Source organism: Streptomyces montanus (assembly GCF_005786655.1).
In the GTDB taxonomy this organism is placed as follows: Bacteria; Actinomycetota; Actinomycetes; order Streptomycetales; family Streptomycetaceae; genus Streptomyces; species Streptomyces sporangiiformans.
Map to the genome: position 1 here is coordinate 96,084 of NZ_VBZC01000017.1, position 16,471 is coordinate 112,554.

At 65.8% G+C, this 16,471-nt stretch carries 15 protein-coding genes; 12 read left to right on the forward strand and 3 right to left on the reverse strand.

All coding sequences use genetic code 11. The annotated features are described in order from the left end of the window. Positions 1 to 579: 579 nt before the first annotated feature. Positions 580 to 1,029 (reverse strand): homing endonuclease associated repeat-containing protein, encoded by a 450-nt coding sequence (locus FE633_RS17595; protein WP_138046114.1) that lies wholly within the window; start codon positions 1,027 to 1,029, stop codon positions 580 to 582. Positions 1,030 to 1,067: 38 nt separating this feature from the next. Further along, a complete protein-coding gene (locus FE633_RS17600; protein ID WP_138046115.1) occupies positions 1,068 to 1,346 on the reverse strand; it encodes a hypothetical protein in 279 nt (92 codons plus the stop codon). 444 nt (positions 1,347 to 1,790) lie between these two features. Between FE633_RS17600 and FE633_RS17605 the strand changes: the two genes are divergently transcribed. The 7 genes from FE633_RS17605 (at position 1,791) to FE633_RS17635 (ending at position 8,211) form a co-directional block, all read left to right on the forward strand. Then, a complete protein-coding gene (locus FE633_RS17605) occupies positions 1,791 to 2,492 on the forward strand; it encodes a hypothetical protein (RefSeq protein ID WP_246113675.1) in 702 nt (233 codons plus the stop codon). A 293-nt stretch (positions 2,493 to 2,785) separates the two neighbouring features. Beyond that, complete coding sequence (locus FE633_RS17610) at positions 2,786 to 3,193, forward strand: hypothetical protein (protein ID WP_138046116.1); 408 nt, start codon at positions 2,786 to 2,788, stop codon at positions 3,191 to 3,193. Further along, entirely contained in the window at positions 3,190 to 4,362 is a 1,173-nt protein-coding gene (locus FE633_RS17615; protein WP_138046117.1) for a hypothetical protein, read from the forward strand. Before FE633_RS17610 ends, FE633_RS17615 begins: the two co-directional genes overlap by 4 nt. 125 nt (positions 4,363 to 4,487) lie before the next feature. Further along, positions 4,488 to 4,829: a hypothetical protein gene (locus FE633_RS17620; RefSeq protein ID WP_138046118.1), complete on the forward strand. Its 342-nt coding sequence runs from the start codon at positions 4,488 to 4,490 to the stop codon at positions 4,827 to 4,829. Positions 4,830 to 4,936: 107 nt separating this feature from the next. Next, positions 4,937 to 7,312, forward strand: coding sequence for a DNA topoisomerase (locus tag FE633_RS17625; RefSeq protein WP_138046119.1), 2,376 nt, complete (start codon positions 4,937 to 4,939; stop codon positions 7,310 to 7,312). 98 nt (positions 7,313 to 7,410) lie between these two features. Beyond that, entirely contained in the window at positions 7,411 to 7,557 is a 147-nt protein-coding gene (locus tag FE633_RS47300) for a hypothetical protein (protein ID WP_171060000.1), read from the forward strand. Positions 7,558 to 8,007: 450 nt separating this feature from the next. Beyond that, positions 8,008 to 8,211 carry a hypothetical protein gene (locus FE633_RS17635; RefSeq protein WP_138046121.1) on the forward strand — a complete coding sequence of 68 codons (204 nt, stop codon included), beginning with the start codon at positions 8,008 to 8,010 and terminating at the stop codon, positions 8,209 to 8,211. An 87-nt stretch (positions 8,212 to 8,298) separates the two neighbouring features. Here the strand turns inward: FE633_RS17635 and FE633_RS48430 are convergent, their stop codons facing one another. Further along, positions 8,299 to 8,397, reverse strand: coding sequence for a DUF397 domain-containing protein (locus tag FE633_RS48430; protein WP_246113676.1), 99 nt, complete (start codon positions 8,395 to 8,397; stop codon positions 8,299 to 8,301). Between the two features lie 17 nt (positions 8,398 to 8,414). Between FE633_RS48430 and FE633_RS17645 the strand changes: the two genes are divergently transcribed. The 5 genes from FE633_RS17645 (at position 8,415) to FE633_RS17665 (ending at position 16,225) form a co-directional block, all read left to right on the forward strand. Beyond that, a complete protein-coding gene (locus FE633_RS17645) occupies positions 8,415 to 8,732 on the forward strand; it encodes a hypothetical protein (protein WP_171059983.1) in 318 nt (105 codons plus the stop codon). Between the two features lie 223 nt (positions 8,733 to 8,955). Next, complete coding sequence (locus tag FE633_RS17650; protein ID WP_138046124.1) at positions 8,956 to 9,855, forward strand: hypothetical protein; 900 nt, start codon at positions 8,956 to 8,958, stop codon at positions 9,853 to 9,855. Positions 9,856 to 9,910: 55 nt separating this feature from the next. Further along, the gene (locus FE633_RS17655) at positions 9,911 to 12,205 is read left to right on the forward strand and encodes a hypothetical protein (RefSeq protein WP_246113677.1); all 2,295 of its coding nucleotides are present in this window, start codon (positions 9,911 to 9,913) and stop codon (positions 12,203 to 12,205) included. Positions 12,206 to 12,249: 44 nt separating this feature from the next. Beyond that, positions 12,250 to 15,642 carry a hypothetical protein gene (locus FE633_RS17660; protein WP_246113678.1) on the forward strand — a complete coding sequence of 1,131 codons (3,393 nt, stop codon included), beginning with the start codon at positions 12,250 to 12,252 and terminating at the stop codon, positions 15,640 to 15,642. 103 nt (positions 15,643 to 15,745) lie between these two features. Beyond that, positions 15,746 to 16,225, forward strand: a complete 480-nt coding sequence (locus tag FE633_RS17665; protein ID WP_138046127.1) for a hypothetical protein — start codon at positions 15,746 to 15,748, stop codon at positions 16,223 to 16,225. Positions 16,226 to 16,471: the final 246 nt, after the last annotated feature.

Genomic DNA, 16,471 nt, shown 5'->3' on the forward strand with positions numbered 1-16,471 from the left:
AATAGTGAAATCGTCACCAGTGGCCATGTGTACCGGCTCGGCGCTCCCTTGGTCGGATTCATCCTCACTTCGGATACACCGACTTCGGCAATGCTCAGTTGCCCCCGGAACTCGTTGGCCTCGTGACTGGTCCAGTGCACGGTCCAGCCCGATTGGACAAGCGCGATCAGTTCCCGGAGCCTTTCCATGTTTCCGGGGAAGATAACGTTTGCACCAGAGACCCTGGCGGATGTCTCCTTTACTCCGGGTTCAGCAAACAGCGGGCGATAGGCCACACGACGATCCGGAAATTCCACCCCAGGCGGAATCTGATCGGCGTTCGGTCCCGGTTCGGCATCCCCGAACGGAACCAGAATCGGGGGAGCCGAGACACGCTCCACCTCGTAGTGGCCAGCGTGCTTGTGACCATCCCTGTGGCGGACCCTGGCGAGCCCATACACGGTCTCACCCTTCACATGGACTCGTACGCGGAGACCCGTGAGAGGCCGCTTTCGGTTGACATAACAGTTCCCCTTTCCAGACCCTTGCGGTTCAGCGCCGCATTCGGGGATCGAACGGTGTCGCAGATGCCGATGGATTTCAGCCGCAAGCCAGCTCTGTCGCCCGCGACCAACTGCCCATCCGGAAGCGGATGGTGGTGGCCGGCGGGACATCACCCTTCAGGTCCGCCGGATCCGTGCGCCAGGCCTCGTAGGCCGCTAGCGTCGTGGATCCCGTCTCCCTCCGGCACTGCCGGATCGCGGCAATGAGCTGCTTCTGGGTCCACTTCGTCGTCGCAGTCTGGAGCTGCTGGGGCTGTTCGATCACGGCGAGACCCGCGAGCTCCAGCGCACGGTTCCAGCTGCCGAAGCGGCGCTCGTAAAGCGGAGCTGATGGATCGGTGCCCCTGCGGCGCTGTTCGAAGGTGCGACGTCCCAGGGTGTTCTCTCCCTGCGCCAGGTGGATGAGCACGTGCAGGAGCTGCTGGTTGGTGTAGACGACCGGCCCGGACTTCATGGGCGCAGGGACGTGCACAGCAGACAGAGTCATGGTCGGTCCTACCTCTCGTTCTGAAAGCCGGATGCGCGTCAGAGCGTCTGCACTTGCACGAGCTGCCGGTCGCGGGCGATGGACGCGAACATCTCGTTGAAGGTCCTGGGGAACTCGCCGCAGCAGGTCGAGTCGTCCATCTCGACGGCGAGGTCCGGCCGTCCCTTGAGCCAGGCCGCGGCCTGCTTGTCGACGTAGGCCGGGCTCTCACCCTTGAAGACGATCGGGTGCCAGGTCTTCTGGTCACTGCTCACGAGCAGCGTGAGCGTCAGCAGATCGACGTCGGTGGTGGCCCGAGCAGAAGCAAGAGCAGTCATGACGAGCAGTCCTTCGTAGGAGGAGACGAGAAGCCCACGAACAGCCGCCCTAGAAGGGGCCACCCGTAGCCGACACGCGCACGACGTGTCACAGAGCCCTCCGGATCAACTCCGTTGATCCCCAAGCGCCAAACAGACCCGCAGGCACCCTGCGCGCCCGAGCCCCGCTCGGCGCGCCCTCTGCACCCCCTTACCTCGCGGCATTCCGACTCATCGCAGACTGCCATTCGATAAGCATTTGGATAAGATACCCTCGAAGGCCAGTCGATTCAATCGGACTGGTCAGCGACAGGAGAGGCGAGGTGAGAAGCGATGAAGACCTGGAGGACGAGGAAGGCTGCACCCGCGGCCGCAGCACTCGCTGTGGCCGCGGGCGTTCTGCTCGCCGGATGCTCCAGTGGCGACGGCAGCACAACCCAGGCGCCGTCTGCGCCGAGTCCGACCATGAGCACCGTCAAGGTCACCGATATGGCCCTCGGCGAGGCGCTGGACAAGCTCGCCTTCCAGGGCACTGAGAGTTCCAGAAAGGACGGCGGGGCCTGCCTAGCCAGCGCAGCGCGGAGGGCGGGAATGCCGGAGGAGGCGCTGGCCTACATCGTCAAGGCCGACAGCGACGACATGGGTGCAGCCATCGACGGACTGAACAAGGTGAGCGAGGGCGACGCTGCGCTCCTGGCCTCGAGGTCGCTGCGCGAGGACTTCGACGCGTGCATCGACAAGGCTGTACTCCCGAACGGCAGCAGCCCCAAGACTCAGAGCTACGTGCCGCCGAAGGCAGCCGCGAAGCCTGTAGCTGGCAAGCCGAACCTGAAGCCGGCCTACCAGGTCCGCGCGGATCAGCCGGTCAACTCGTCTATTGAGCTCACCAAGGGCCTGGTCTCCATGTTCTCCTCCTACGCCCGGGACGAGAGTCAGAAGAAGACCTACGCGGCGGCCGGCCAGTGCCTGTCGACCTTGGTGTACAACGAGGGCTTCAGCCAGGAGGCGCTGCACTTCTTCGCCGGCGGCGCACCCCTCGGCACCGGGTCGATCGTCGAACACCTGCCGAACGACAAGGACAAGGCGATCTGGCAGTCGCCGAGGTTCACCCAGGGGCTCGTCGACTGCACGACGAATGCGACGCCGACTCCCATGCCCGGCCCCTGAGCGGGAGTCCATCAGGCAGACGAAGGGCCCGGTGCGATGTGTCGCACCGGGCCTTTTCTCTTCTCGCCGTCACGCGAAGGTGGGCGTGGTCCGCAGCAGGCGGCCCCGCCCGAGAGGAAAGGAATCGAGCAGGGCCACCTGCTGCGGCGATGCGCCGCCAGGGGGGACTGACTGGGCGCGGCTGCGACTCTACTGGTATTCGAGCGGAAGCACAAAGAGTGCAGATGGCTTATCGAGTAGTGTTGATAAGATGGCCTCATAGATCAGTAAAATAAGGCAAGGAGAAGCCGCGCATGACCGTCACACAGGAGTTGCAGAAGACGACGCAGCCCGTGCGCGGCACGAAGAAGAAGCCGCCGGGCGCGACGCAGAACAGCAGTAGTGGGCGCCAGGGCATGTTCGTCCGGCTGGATCCGGACGACAAGCAGCGCGCGGAGTACTGGGCTGACAAGCGCGGGTTCTCCTCGGTGAACGAGTACGTGGCCGAGGCGGTGGTCGAGAAGATCCGGCGCGAGAACCTCGACTACGACCTGCCGACCCTGGAGATCGCGCGGCTCAACGAGCTTGTCGACCAGGTCGCGGCGCTGGCGAAGAACTCGGCGAACCTCGAACGCGTCGTCACCACAGGCTTCGACTCCCTCATCGGGCTCACCCGCGGCGACAACTACCTCCTGGATGACGAGGACGGTGAGCTCGGATGAGCCGGGACTTCGCAGAAATGCTGGAAGCGGCCACACCCACCGCCGAGGTGATGGAGGTGGACACGTCCTTCCTCGACGCCTACCGGCGCGGCGGGAGCGAGGAGCTCAAGCGCGTCCAGGCCCAGGCGGCACAGCCTGAGCCTGAGGTGGCAACGCCCGAGCCGGAGGCACAGCTTGATGAGGCCGGCGACGTCGATCCTCAACCCGAGGTTGAAGGTCCGCAGGCCGATCCCGACGTGGACGCCGAAGCAGATCGCCTGGACCTGGAGCCGGACTACGAGCCCGACGCCGGCGACTCCGAGCGGGCCGGCGGATCCAACCAGCGTGGCGGTGGTGACGGCGGTGGACAGGGAGGAACTGCCGGGGTGCTCCCCGGCGGTGCGCCGGCGAGCCCTGCGACTGATGCTGTTCCGGCTCCCGGGGCACAGCCAGACGTCAAGGACGCTGCCGCAGCGGAAGTCACTTCTCACGACGTCGTCGCCACACCGGATGAACCCGAGCATGTAACGCCCGGCTCGCTCCAGCTCACCGACCAACAGGACGCCGTACAGAGCGCGGCCTCGAAGGGGGGCTCGGGCAGCACAGCCGAGACCGCCACGCTCCCCCAGTCGGGCTTTCGGCTCGCCGGCGTGCAGAGCCAGCCGCACATCAAGGCGCTGCCCGAGAGCATCATGAACGCGCTGCGGGAGCAGCTGCGAGCAGCCGCGGTCCGTGAGCTGGGCGTGAGCGACAGCGCCGCGCGCGAGTTCAGCCAGCGGCTGAGCCAGGGCACGCTGGTGACGGCGTTCCTGCTGGCGCAACTCGACCTGCACCTTGATGCCGATCCTGCCACCGAGCGCGCCGTCGAGCTGTTCCGCTCCCGCGACCCGCTGCTGGGCAGCGTGGTGGCACGCCTGGCGAACATCGAGGCCGCTGAACGCGAGCGGGACGGGTTGCTGCGCAAGCTGCGCGACGAGCTGGGCGAGGTGCGCCAGACCAGCGCGGTAGTCGAGCAGGCGCTGGCGTACTCCATCGCCGACCGCACGGAGAACTTCCTGCGGGGCTCGCACAACCTTCATGACGCGCCCATCACGCACAAGGAGGCGATCTACTTCCGGGACAAGGCCCGTGAGGCGACCAGGAAGCAGCTGAGGCTCGAGCGCGAGCGGGAAGGACGGCCGATTCGCTAACCACGACAAGCAAGGAGAAGTTCTTCCCCGCCCGGCAGCGCTGCAAGACGTGCGGAAAGGGCCTGGGCCTCCGCGCCCAGGACCCGGTGTACCTCGGCCTGTACTGCACTCCACGGTGTGCGGGTATGGCCGCGCGCGCCTCGCGGCCCGAGGACGCGCCGCGCGGATGCCGGACGCAGCGCGAAGGGAGGTGGGCCTTCAAGCGCCGCTACCGGAGTGAGCAGGAGATCCCCGCGAAGCTCGGGGAAGACGCGTCGACGAGCTGGTACTGGTGCGAAGAGAGCTGTGGCGCGATCCATGTCGGCCACACGCGCATGGGCGAGTGGGAGAATCGGCGTGGCGATGCCGACTCGGTAATAGCGCTCGACAGACGACGACCCCGAGAAGCACAGCTTCTCGGGGTCTTCGCTTTTTCGACGAGCGGTGATTGCCCGAACAGCGTGCTGGCGCCGGCCTTCTCTGCATGATCCTCGCGCCATTCATAGCCTTTTCGGACCCCTTTTGACTCCCATTCAACCGCCCTTTTCGAGTAGACTCGCACTCGCTTCTGAGTCAATGAGGATAAGGAGTCGACATGGTCGCGATCGTGGTCGCGGAGAAGCCGAGCGCGGCGAGGAACATGGCCAGCGCCCTCGGTGGGACGAAGGGCAGCTACAAGGGCACGGCCTACGAGGTGGCGAGCCTGAGGGGTCATCTCTATGAGTTCGCCCAGCCGCACGCGATGGTGGACTCCTCGCTCGCGGATGCCTATCAGAGGTGGGACCTGGGCAATCTGCCGTGGAACCTGCAGGATCTTTCGTGGAAGCGCGAGCCGCAGAAGAACGTCGCGGACGTCATCAAGGCTCTGCGTGCGGCGTGCGGCCGCGGTGCCGAGATCGTCATCGCCACGGACCTGGATCCGTCCGGCGAGGGCGACCTGCTCTTCTGGGAGGCGATCGACGAACTCGGCTTCCACGGCAAGCGGTTCAGCCGCATGGAGTTCACCGACGAGTCGAAGGCGTCGATCCAGAAGGCCTTCGAGCAGCGCCGGCCGGTGAAGTCCATGCAGGACGAGGGCGATTACCGCAAGGCGATGTACCGCTCGCAGTGGGACTTCCTCTCGATGCAGTTCACCCGTATCGCCACGGCGATGGGCCGCCAGTCCGGCCAGGACCTCGTGCTGCGCCAGGGCCGGCTGAAGTCGGCGATGGTCTCTCTCGTCGGCGACCAGCAGAAGGCCTACGACGCGTACGTCAAGAAGCCGTTCTTCCAGAACCGCTTCCGCGACGAGAACGACGTCATGTACACGAACCCCGACGAGCCGCGGTTCGACCAGAAGGGCCAGGTGCCGCAGCAGTACGGCCCCTCCCCTGTCGTCCTGGACAGCAAGGCGGGCAAGAAGACCGCGCCGCCGAAGCTGCTCGACCTGGCGTCCCTGTCCTCGGTGCTCGTCGGCAAGGGTGTGAAGGCGAACCTGACGCTCTCGACCTACCAGAAGATGTACGAGGACCAGGTCGTCTCGTACCCGCGCACCGAGGACAAGACGATCACGCCGGAGCAGTTCAAGGACCTCGCCCCGCTGGTCGACAAGATCGCCGCCGTGGTCGGCGTCGACGCTGGCCTTCTGACGCACCGCCAGCCCCGGTCCACACACGTGAAGCCCCAGGGCGCGCACGGTGCGAACCGTCCGGGACCGAAGGTGCCTTCTTCGCTGGACGAGGTCGAGCACAAGTACGGCAAGGCCGGACGGCTCATCTACGAGATGCTCGCGAAGAACTACCTGGCCATGCTCGCCGAGGACTACCTCTACGAGCAGCAGAAGGGCCACGTGGAGAAGTACCCGGACTTCGTCGGCATCGCCAACGTGCCCAAGAGCCCCGGCTGGCGGGCCGTGTTCGATCCGGACGCCGGCGACCACAGTGCCGAAGGCGACGAGAACGAGTCCGGCAAGGGCCTGGGCCAGACCGCGGAGCCGTTCATCTTCGAGGGCTCGAACAAGCGCCCCGAGCATCCGACGATGAAGTGGCTGATGAAGCAGCTGGAGAAGCGCGACGTGGGCACGGGCGCGACCCGCACCTCGACGTACTCGGAGGTCACCAACGACAAGGCGAAGTACCCGCTGCTGACGGAGAAAGGCCGGAAACTCAGGCTGGCGCAGGCCGGCGAGATGAGCTGGCGGCTCCTGCCGGGCACGCGCATCGGCGACCTCGGGCTCACTGAGAAGGTCTACGCCGACATGCGCGACATCGCCGCCGGGACGGCGACGGCCGAGGAGCGCCTGGCCGTCGTCGCCGACTGGGTGCGCGAGGACATCGCCACGATGACAAAGAACGCCGCGTCCATGCGCGCCGAGCTGGGCCTGAAGAAGGAGGTCGTCGCCGCCCGCGCCGAGGGCGTGTGGCAGGCCGCTCCGGGCGGCCCGAAGAAGATCGCCTTCAAGAAGATCTGGTCGGGCCACGAGCTCAGCGACGACGAGGTGGCGAAGCTGCTGGCGGGCGAGACGATCTCGTTCGAGGCCACAAACAATGCGGGCAAGCCCTACACGGCCACCGGAGCGCTCGGCGTCGGCGACTACAAGGGCCGCAAGTTCGTCGGGTTCCAGCTGGAGGTGCCGGACAAGCCGACGAAGTGGTCCGGCCGGACGTTCACGCCGGCGGAGGTCACGGCGCTCTTGACGGGCCAGTCGCTGGAGATCGACGACTTCGTCAGCGCGCGGACCAGCAAGACCTTCGGCTGCAAGGTCAGCTGGGACGCGAAGGCGAAGAAAATCGTCCCCGATTTTGGCTCTGGCGACGAGCCGCCGCGGTCCTGGTGCCAGGTGACTTTTACCGATGCGCAAAGGCGTGACCTGGCGGCCGGCAAGACCATCCAGGGCAAGGGCTTCGTCTCGGCCAAGGGTAAGACGTTCGATGCCGCCGTCTCCTGGAAGGAAGAGGGCGGTAAGAAGAAGATCGTGCCGTCGTTCAGCTGACGCCCGAACGAGCACTGACGAGCAGCAGCGGGTCCCGGACCTCGGGGCCCGCTGCAGCCTTTTCACGACAGCGACAACAGAAGGATGTGATGAGGACGATGAACGACATCGTGCAGATGGGAGATCAGGTGGGCCTGATCGGCGATGTCCATGGCGACGCCCGGTTCCTGCACGACGCAGTGGTGACGCCGACGTCGAGAGGCTGCACCTCGTTGGTGCAGCTGGGTGACTTCGGGATGATTTGACGCGTCACGCGTAGCGAGATCCGGGCTCTGGGGCTTTGAACGAGCAGCTGGTCCTGCTGGGAGAAGAAGTGCGAAATGCACCATGGCCGAGAGGGTGTGACCTGGGAAGATGTCCAGGACAGGGTGGATCAAGACCTGAAGATCATCATGGAAGCCAAGGGAGACCAGTCCAACGCCACCCGGTGGGCTCCGATGATCGCTGCCAACATCCTTCAGTACGCGTGGCAGAACGGACACGAGGACCGCGGTGTCATCCCGGACGTGAGAGTCTCTTTCCGGGCCAAGGGAAGGGCGGGGAACGAGTAGTGATCACCACACTAGAGCTGAGCATCATGCTGGCAATCTTGGTTCCCACCGCAGTGTTCGTCGGCTGGTACGCCTTTGGGTACCTCCGGCTGCTCCGTAGCATGAAGCGGCGCATGAGCCCTGTTAGCAAGGGAGTAGAGCAAGATGACGCTTGACCATGACACGTACACCACCCTGGAGTACCTGGAAGGGGTGGATGATGCGGAGTTGGTGAAGGTCCACAAGCGATCCGCCTCCCTCCTCCGGTACCTCATGGCGGCTGGGTACGTTGAGAATGCCGGGCCTGGACGCATGAAGATCGCGAAGCTTGGCCGTGAGGCTCTGAAGGAGCACCGGCAGCAGAGCTAGGCAAGACAAAGCCCCCTGTCGGAAGACAGGGGGCTCTTCTATGACATCGAGCGGCGGGCCCGTGCCGTAGAAGCCGAGAAGATCTTACTAGGCGAGGTTGCCCTTCTTCACCGCGGAGACGAAGTTGCCCCAAGCCGTGTCGTCGAAGACGACCGCGGGGCCGGCAGGCCTCTTCCAGTCACGCACGGGCAAGCCCTGATGTGGTGCTCGCTCACGAGGCGCTGGCGGTCTCGGGGTTGGTCCAGCGGCTCGGCGACGGTCGTGGCTGGCACCCCGACGATCCGGCGTACGCGCGCGAGGCACAGCGGGTGCACACCGCGCGGGTGCTTTCGGCGCTCGATCCGGCCAAGGAGACGCTGTGCGTCGCCGGTCACTACCACTTCCGGCACTCGGAGCAGGCAGTGCTCGATGGGATGCCGGTCCATCAGGAGATCCTCGACCGGGACGGCTCAGCCGATGCGCTGGCCGTGCTCGACCTGGACGACGACGTCCCGCGCTTCGAGGCGGTAGCGATGGGCTGAGCACCTCTGCTCCCGCGGCGCGACTGATCTGTCAGCCGCTCAGACGGCGCCCGATGGCTCGGACTGGCGAGTCCGAGCCATCGGGCGCCGCCATTCAAGCCCCTTTCATTCTCGATTCGAATGACCTATCTAAGATAGGATGTCATCTGCACACCTCATACATGAGGGCTTTTCAATAGACCGAGCAATGGCCATTGCGATCGCAGGGGGAGATGAGAGATTCATGGCGAAACTGTCCTATAAGGTGCCGAGTTCGCTGAACAGGAGCTTCCTCGACCACGAGATCACGCTGAGCAAGGGAGGTTGGGCGGCCAAGCCCTCCCCGATCAAGCAGCTGCTCTTCTTCGGCGGGGGCATCCTCGCCCTGCTGTGGTTCAGCACGTCGACGTTCGTGGCTAGCTCGGGACCGGTGGCCATCACGTTCTTCGTCCTCTGGGGGCTGGCGGCGATCGCCTACTTCGGCGGGCTGATGAAGACGAAAGAGCTGCGCATCATGCGCGTGCCGGCCTTCCTGGCTTACCTGCCGCCGAAGGCCCGTCACGTCTTTACTCGCCGCAGCTCGAACCCCACGGACTTCTACTCGATCGTCGGCATCGACGGGATCGACGAGGACGGGCTGATCCGCTTCTCCGACGGCGGTGAAGGCCGGGTCTACCTGGTCGTCGGCTCGGCGAGCTATCTGCTCTTCGACGAGGACCGGGGCGGGATCCTCGACCGGGTCGACTCCTTCTGGCGCAAGGTCGAGACGGCCTGCGAGCACAGCTTCATCACGACGAAGGAGCCGCAGCGGGTCTACCACCAGGTGGCGAACCTGGAGCGGCGCAACCAGGCCCTGCAGGCCCGCGATCCCGATCTGATTGAGCTGCAGAACGAGCAATACGACATTCTCGCGCAGCACGTGGGCGGGAAGTTCACCTCGATCCACCAGTACCTGCTGCTCAAGGGCAAGAACGCCGACGCACTGCGCAAGGGGCACCAGGTCCTCCAGGCCGAGGTCGGCGGCTCGACTCTGATGATCAAGGAAGCCACGATGCTCGACCGCGAGGAGGCCCTGCCGATGCTCCGGGTCTTCTACCAGGGCATCGACGACGAACTGCTCAATCTCGAGGCGTCGCTGAACTGACCAGCGCCAGGCCGGCCACCACGACGAGGAACGAACGAAGGACACCATGGCGCTGATGACGAAAGTCCGGGCACAGCTCGGCATTCCGGGAAAGAAGCCTGACGAGACGAATGAGACCGCGGAGCTTGTGGTCGATGATCCGCGCGCGGACGGTGCTGCTCAGGCTGAGGGCGTGCAGGATGCTGCGCCGGTGGACGGCGCAGCCGATGAGGCCGCCGAGCCGAAGAAGAACTGGTGGCAGCGCCGCCGGGAGGTGAAGCACCTCCAGGGCACGTTCGACGCCTACCCTCACCTGCTCGCGCTGAAGCCGAAGGAGAAGTACCTCTTCCGTTCCGACTACTTCGAGGTCGACGGCTCGGTCGCCTGCATCCTGGCGTACTTCCACGACGACGCCGCGCACGACAACTTCGCCGCCTTCTGGGGTATCGACCGGATCCCGGACGGCCTGGACGAACGGGTCACCGCCGTCGTGCTTGAGCAGGTCAAGCGGATGGATGAGAAGTGGATCGACTCGTACACCAAGCAGTCGGAGAAGCTGGACCGGCTGGATGCGAACGAGCAGGAGGAGACGGGCACGACCTCCTCCAAGCGCAAGGCCGCGAAGATCTCCGGTGACCTCGGGATCACGATCGGCGAGATCCAGGACGGTGCGAGCTACCTCTCGGTGCACAACCGGCTCTTCCTCAAGGCCCCCGATCTGGCGACCCTGGACGACACGATCGACCGGGTCATGCGTCTGTACATCGACCGATTCGGCACGCTGAAGGCTGCGCCCTACGCCGGCGAGCAGCGCCAGGAGCTCTCGGGCCTGTGGAAGAACAACGAGAAGAAGAAGGGCAAGGGCTTCCACTTCACTTCGACCGAGCTGGCCGGCTCGTACTCGCTGGTGACCAATGGCCTCAACGACCGAGGCGGCGAGTACGTCGGCTACATGGTCGGCGACGTCAACAACAGCGCCGTGCTCATGGACGTCAACGCCTACGACCACCACGCGATCGTCGCCGACGCCACGCTCAGCGAGTGCCTCGACCGCCAGCGGGTGGCCAACATGTGGTGCTCGAAGATCTCTCAGGCGGCGCTGCTGAACAACGGCCAGGTCGTCCACCTCATCCTCGACGGAGCGAACCTCGACAAGCTCGGCCCGAAGTTCGAGCGGCTCACCTCGCGCGTGGATCTGAATCAGGGCGACGTGAACATGTTCGAGATGTTCGGCGAGGAGGAGGACGAGCTGACGGTCTTCTCCGCCCAGATGGAGAAGCTCAAGCTGATGTTCGAGCAGCTCTACGAGACCAGCGACGGAGCGATCGGCTCGATCATCCGCAGCGCCCTCGAAGACACCGCGACCGACTTCTACATCGAGCAGGGCATGTGGCGGCACAACGCCAAGGAGCAGCGTCACCGCCTGCGCGTGGTGAACATCCCGCACACCCAGGTGCCGCGTCTTCAGATGTTCGTCTCCTACTTGGCAACCGCGCACAAGGCGCTGCTGAACTCCAGCAAGACCGACCCGGACCAGCTGCGCGCCTACAACGTGCTCAGGGGCATCGCCAACGCGATGCTGAGCACCAACGGCGACCTGTTCAACAACCACACGGCCTCGGCCGTGGACGGGGTCCGGGATTCGCGGCGCGTGGTCTACGACTTCTCGCGGCTCATGCGCCGCGGCAAGGGCGTGGCAATGGCGCAGCTGGTGAACATCGTCGGCTTCGCCGTTGGCAAGCTGGGGCTCGGCGACACGGTGATCATCCACGGCACCGAGCACATCGACGACCGGGTGAAGAAGTACATCAAGGACCAGTTCGACCATATGCACGAGCGCGGCGGCCGGGTGGTCTACAGCTACAACGACGTCGACACGGTGCTGGCCGACAGCGACTTCAACAAGTTCGACGCCGCGGACTACACACTCTTCGGCCCGATGCGCGACGGCACGGTGGCGGAATACCAGAAGCAGCTGCACCAGCGGATTCCGCCGGATCTCGCCCAGCTCATCACGACCAAGGGCGAGAACCTTACGTACCTGCGCCGGGGCGTCTCCAACGTGGTCTTCCACCTGGACCTGGCACTGGGGATCAACCCCTACCGCGAGGCCCAGCGCAGGCAGGTCCGCCTGGAGGCGGCCAGGGCCGAAGAGGCGGCGCGGATGGACGCGATCATGCACGACAAGCCGGCACCGGGCGCGAACCTCACCAGCATCCGGAAGCACAGCGAGGGCGGCGACGGTGAGGCTGACGCGGGCCAGAGCGACGGGGGCAAGCGCCGCGACGGCAAGAAGAGCCTGCAGCAGCCCGAGGACGGCGCAAGGCGGCCAGCGAGGAAGCCCAAGCCGAAGAAGCTGGTCAAGGCATGAACGAGGTCAGCACTGATACGAAGGCGAGGAGTAGAGGAGAGCCGATGAACGGGACCATCACGGCGGTGGCGCGGCTGCGTGCCTGGGCCGGCCACGGCGGTGGCGGAGCCCGCCAGGGCAGGCTCGCGCGCGGGCTCGCCCTCGTGCTCCTGGCCGCGCTGTTCGTGCCGGTCGTCATGATGGCGACCTCTTCGCCGGCGTCCGCGGACGACCAGAAGGAGCGCGACAACTACAGCCTCTACCAGCTGGCTTCGAATGCGAGCTCGTACTTCAGCGAGAAGAATTCGCCGTCGAACGACAAGGGCATGCACGAGAACTGGAAGCCGGTCACGAGCAGTCCTGCTTCAGGTGGTTCCATGCTCGGCTACGCCGACTCTGAGTTCAGCCTGGGCAACATCGTGGGCTGGTTCTTCGCCGAGGTGTCGGGGTCCTCGCAGACCGTCACGTACGAGACCCTGGCAGCGAAAGACGACAAGGGCAACGCGAAGTACTCGGGCATGCTCGACTACGCGCACTTCGGGGCGGCGAACGCTGACCTCGGCCTGGACACGATGTCCTCGGGCATCGGCGGCCAGATCGTGAGCGTGATCGGAGGCTCCATAATCTGGGTCCTCTACAGCCTGGCGCTGGCGGTCGGCACGCTGTTCTTCGTCATCCTCCAGTTCCTGAAGCTCATCAACCCCTTCATGTGGTTCTACCAGGCGGTCAGGGCAGTCAATCCGACCTTCGCCGACGGGATGACGGGAGGTGACACCGGAGGCGGCGCGCTCTCGGGCCTCCAGCACTGGATCAGTGGCTGGTATGGCCTGCTTGTCGATATCTCGTGGCAGGCGCTGGTGCCGATCTTCATCGGCTTCCTGCTCATCGGCCTGGTCATGTTCAAGAAGATGGACCGGGGTTCGGCGATCAAGAAGCTCATCGTGCGCGTCGTCTTCATCGGCGTCGGCCTGCCGCTCATCGGTTCGATGTACACCAGCGTGCTCGACAAGTTCGACAACTCGGTTCTCGGCCAGCATGCCGGTCCGACGCGCGTCGTGCTGAGCACTTACGTCGACTTCGAGGCGTGGATGATGAACGACCGCCTCGGGATCCCGGACCAGGCCGCTGTCGCCTGGAACGGCGACCAGGCGAGCTCTGACGCGATGATGTCGGTGCGCACGAGCGCGCTGGCGATCAACAAGCAGTCTCACGGAGCGACGTTCAACGGCATCAGCATCGGCACGAAGGCCAACGACGCCGAGTCGGCCTGGAAGGACGGCACGGTCTCCGTCGGCACCGGTGCGTCGGATGACTTCAAGGCGGTGTTCTCGACCTTCGGGATCATCGGCAAGTACATCGGCAGCATCGAGATCGCAGCTTCCGACTTCGAGTCGGGGATCAAGAGCTCGATCACGAAGCTGGACGAGAGCGCGGATGTCAAGAAGAGCTGGTTCGTCGACAAGGATAGTTACGGCGACGTGGAGGGGTTCGGTGAGGAGGAGGGGCCGAAGCCGGTGGATCACCCGGTGATCTCGACCGACGGCACGGGCCTGACCTCCTCTCGTCCTGGTAAGGACTCGACGGTCTTCACGACGACCGGGACGAAGAGCAACTGCGGTTTCACGGTGGGCAAGACGCCCTCCTCGTGCAACCTGTCTCCTCTGGCGGCGTACAACTACCTCAACACCGGGTTCAGCCCCAGCTCGCTGAACATGTACAGCTCGAACAACGCCACGTCCGGCTTCACCCGCGAGAACCACATGGCCGTCAGCCAGGTGGGCACGGGTCCGGCGAAGTTTATGTACTGGTCCAACGCAGCCACGGTCCTGGGTTCCATCGTCCTGCTCGGCTTCTGGTACGCCATCGGCATGCTGGTCGGCTCGGTCAAGCGGATTTTCGGCCTCGTAGCGGCCGTGCCGTTCGCGACATTGGGCGCGATGGCCGCGATCGCCAAGGTGATCGTCTACTCCATGGCGCTGATCCTGGAGGTCCTCGTCACGCTGTTCATCTACCAGTTCGTCTCGGAGTTCCTGATCTCGGTCCCGGACATCATGGCTGGGCCCGTGTCGAGCTTCATGAGCCCGGGCGGCCTGTGGGGCAGCGCTGCGCTCGGCGGGATCATCGTGGTGATCCTGACGCTCATCTCGTCGCTGCTGATCATGGGCATCACCTTCGCTCTGCTGCGGGTCCGCAAGACGGTGCTGCAGGCGATGGACGAGGTGGTCACCAAGCTCGTGGACAAGTTCCTGGAGACCAACACCGCGCCGAAGCCGGACAAGGGTGGGCTGATGCCTGCTCTGGCCGCAGGTGCAGGGGCCGGCGCGGGTATGGCCATGGGCAACAAGCTCGCCAACGGGTTCAACAGCAAGACCAGCGGCCCGGCGTCTCCGGGCACGGGCAAGCCCGCGGGCAAGACGGCGTCGACGAACGCCGGCGGCACGAATGGCGACGCCACGGCTCTGACTGCTGGCAAGCAGGCGCTGGCCCTGGAGGGCGGCGGCGAGGGTGGCCCGGGCGATCCGAACAGCCCGGCATTGGACGGTGGTCCTGGTGGCGGTGGATCCGGTGGCGGCGGCGGTGACGACGCCAAGGCTCTGCCCGGCGGCAGCGGTCCTGCTGGTGCCCTGGGCGCGTCCGGCCAGGGTGACGGCCCCGACGACCAGGGCGGTCCGCTGCAGCTGAGCAGTGGCGGAGCGGGCAGCTCGCACTCGGACAAGCAGACGGCGCTGGGCCTGAGCAACCAGGGCGGCCTGTCCAACCTCGGGTACACCTCGGACGGCAACAAGGTCATCCCCGGCGAGGTTCTGGCCTCGTCCACGGAGCCGCCGAGCTCTCGCGGTGGTGCTCAGGGGCAGAGCAGCGCTGACAGCGCTGGTTCCGTTCCGACCAGCGGAGGCCGTAAGGCCGTCGCCGGTCAGACGGGCCCGGCGCAGTTCGGCGCGGGTGCCACGGGTGCGCAGAGCCAGCAGGGCAGCAACCAGCAGGCTGCACCGCAGCGCTTCAGCGGCGGAGCTACTCCTGGTCTTGTGCCTGCCCCTGCTTCCGAGCAGCCGGCCTCGCCGAGCACGCGTCCGACGCGCTCCGCTCAGGGCACCCCGGCTCCGAGGCAGCTGGGAGCCGGAACGTCGGCTCCTCGTCCCGTGGCCGCTCCGGTTTCGGGCCAGACTCCGGCTGCACCTGGTGCGCGGACTCCGGCTCGGACGCAGGCAGCGCGTCAGCCGGGTTCGATCCAGGCGTCGACGCCGACGCCGCGCCAGGCGCCCGCCCAGCGGGCTCAGGCTCCGCGGACGTCGGCTCCTGCACCGGCTTCTTCGCCGCGGCAGACTCCGGTTCCGCGCCCTCGTCCCCGTCCGCGCCGGGTTCCCGATCCGGCCCCTCAGAGCGTGGAGACTCCGGAGCCGCAGCAGTGGCCGCCCGGTGGTTTTCGCCGGCGCCGGCGCGAGAAGCCGCAGGACTGATCGGGCGAGCGTGGAGGGCTGACGCACCCGGTGAGGATGATCGCAATGGTCGTCCTCACCGGGTGCGTCGTCTTTTGCGCGGTAGGAGGAGAAGGGGAAGAGCATGAGGCTCGGATCGAGGCTTCGCGGCGAGTTCCCGCGCGGCTGGTGTCGCTCGGCGCGATGGTGGATCACCGGGATCCGCGACCTGGCATTGAGCACTGCGGCGGCCGTGGCCACCGTGGTGTTCGTCGGCGAGATGAAGCGCGCTGTGCGGCATCGCGACGAGCCGCGGACTCTGGCGCGCCTGTCCGGCACGTTCGAGGGGTACGTGGCCAGCCTCTTGGTCAACAGCGCAGGCGTGGTCGTTCTGGTCACCATGGCGATCGAGGACGGTCTGCCTGTGGTGCTGACGGCGTTGCTGGCTGGGTGGTGTCTGCTCAACATCGTCATCAGTGCAACGGTGTTCGTCGTGGTGGCCCGGTCGAGGATCCGGCAGCCGGCAGCGTGGGCTGAGCTGGATTTCGTCGAGCAGCACGCGCCGAAGTACGGTCGGCCACCTGAGACGATTGAGGAGTACCGGGCGCAGCAGCTCCAGGAGTAGGTGACGGGGTTATGCGGACGGTTCACTAAGGGCTGTCCCGCAAATGGTTTCGGCGGGGCGGCGGCACCAGGTGCTGAGCGGATACTCGCGAGACTCCGACGTGGCAGCTGTGGCAGCCTGCCGACATGCCAGAGCTGCGCGTTCATGCAGGCCGCCACTACGCCATCCAGTTCCACTACGCCTTGCCGGACGACGCCTGGTGTGTGGAACTGAGCGAGGCGGTCCCGGCGCCGGCCGCGTGGGCTG

Coding starts and splice junctions, on each gene's coding strand:
- FE633_RS17665 (WP_138046127.1), top strand. CDS start 15,746: ATGAGGCTCGGATCGAGGCTTCGCGGCGAGTTCCCGCGCGGCTGGTGT.
- FE633_RS17615 (WP_138046117.1), top strand. CDS start 3,190: ATGAGCCGGGACTTCGCAGAAATGCTGGAAGCGGCCACACCCACCGCC.
- FE633_RS17650 (WP_138046124.1), top strand. CDS start 8,956: ATGGCGAAACTGTCCTATAAGGTGCCGAGTTCGCTGAACAGGAGCTTC.
- FE633_RS17610 (WP_138046116.1), top strand. CDS start 2,786: ATGACCGTCACACAGGAGTTGCAGAAGACGACGCAGCCCGTGCGCGGC.
- FE633_RS17625 (WP_138046119.1), top strand. CDS start 4,937: ATGGTCGCGATCGTGGTCGCGGAGAAGCCGAGCGCGGCGAGGAACATG.
- FE633_RS17655 (WP_246113677.1), top strand. CDS start 9,911: ATGACGAAAGTCCGGGCACAGCTCGGCATTCCGGGAAAGAAGCCTGAC.
- FE633_RS17605 (WP_246113675.1), top strand. CDS start 1,791: ATGAGCACCGTCAAGGTCACCGATATGGCCCTCGGCGAGGCGCTGGAC.
- FE633_RS17660 (WP_246113678.1), top strand. CDS start 12,250: ATGAACGGGACCATCACGGCGGTGGCGCGGCTGCGTGCCTGGGCCGGC.
- FE633_RS17620 (WP_138046118.1), top strand. CDS start 4,488: ATGGCCGCGCGCGCCTCGCGGCCCGAGGACGCGCCGCGCGGATGCCGG.
- FE633_RS17595 (WP_138046114.1), bottom strand. CDS start 1,029: ATGACTCTGTCTGCTGTGCACGTCCCTGCGCCCATGAAGTCCGGGCCG.
- FE633_RS17635 (WP_138046121.1), top strand. CDS start 8,008: ATGACGCTTGACCATGACACGTACACCACCCTGGAGTACCTGGAAGGG.
- FE633_RS17600 (WP_138046115.1), bottom strand. CDS start 1,346: ATGACTGCTCTTGCTTCTGCTCGGGCCACCACCGACGTCGATCTGCTG.
- FE633_RS47300 (WP_171060000.1), top strand. CDS start 7,411: ATGAACGACATCGTGCAGATGGGAGATCAGGTGGGCCTGATCGGCGAT.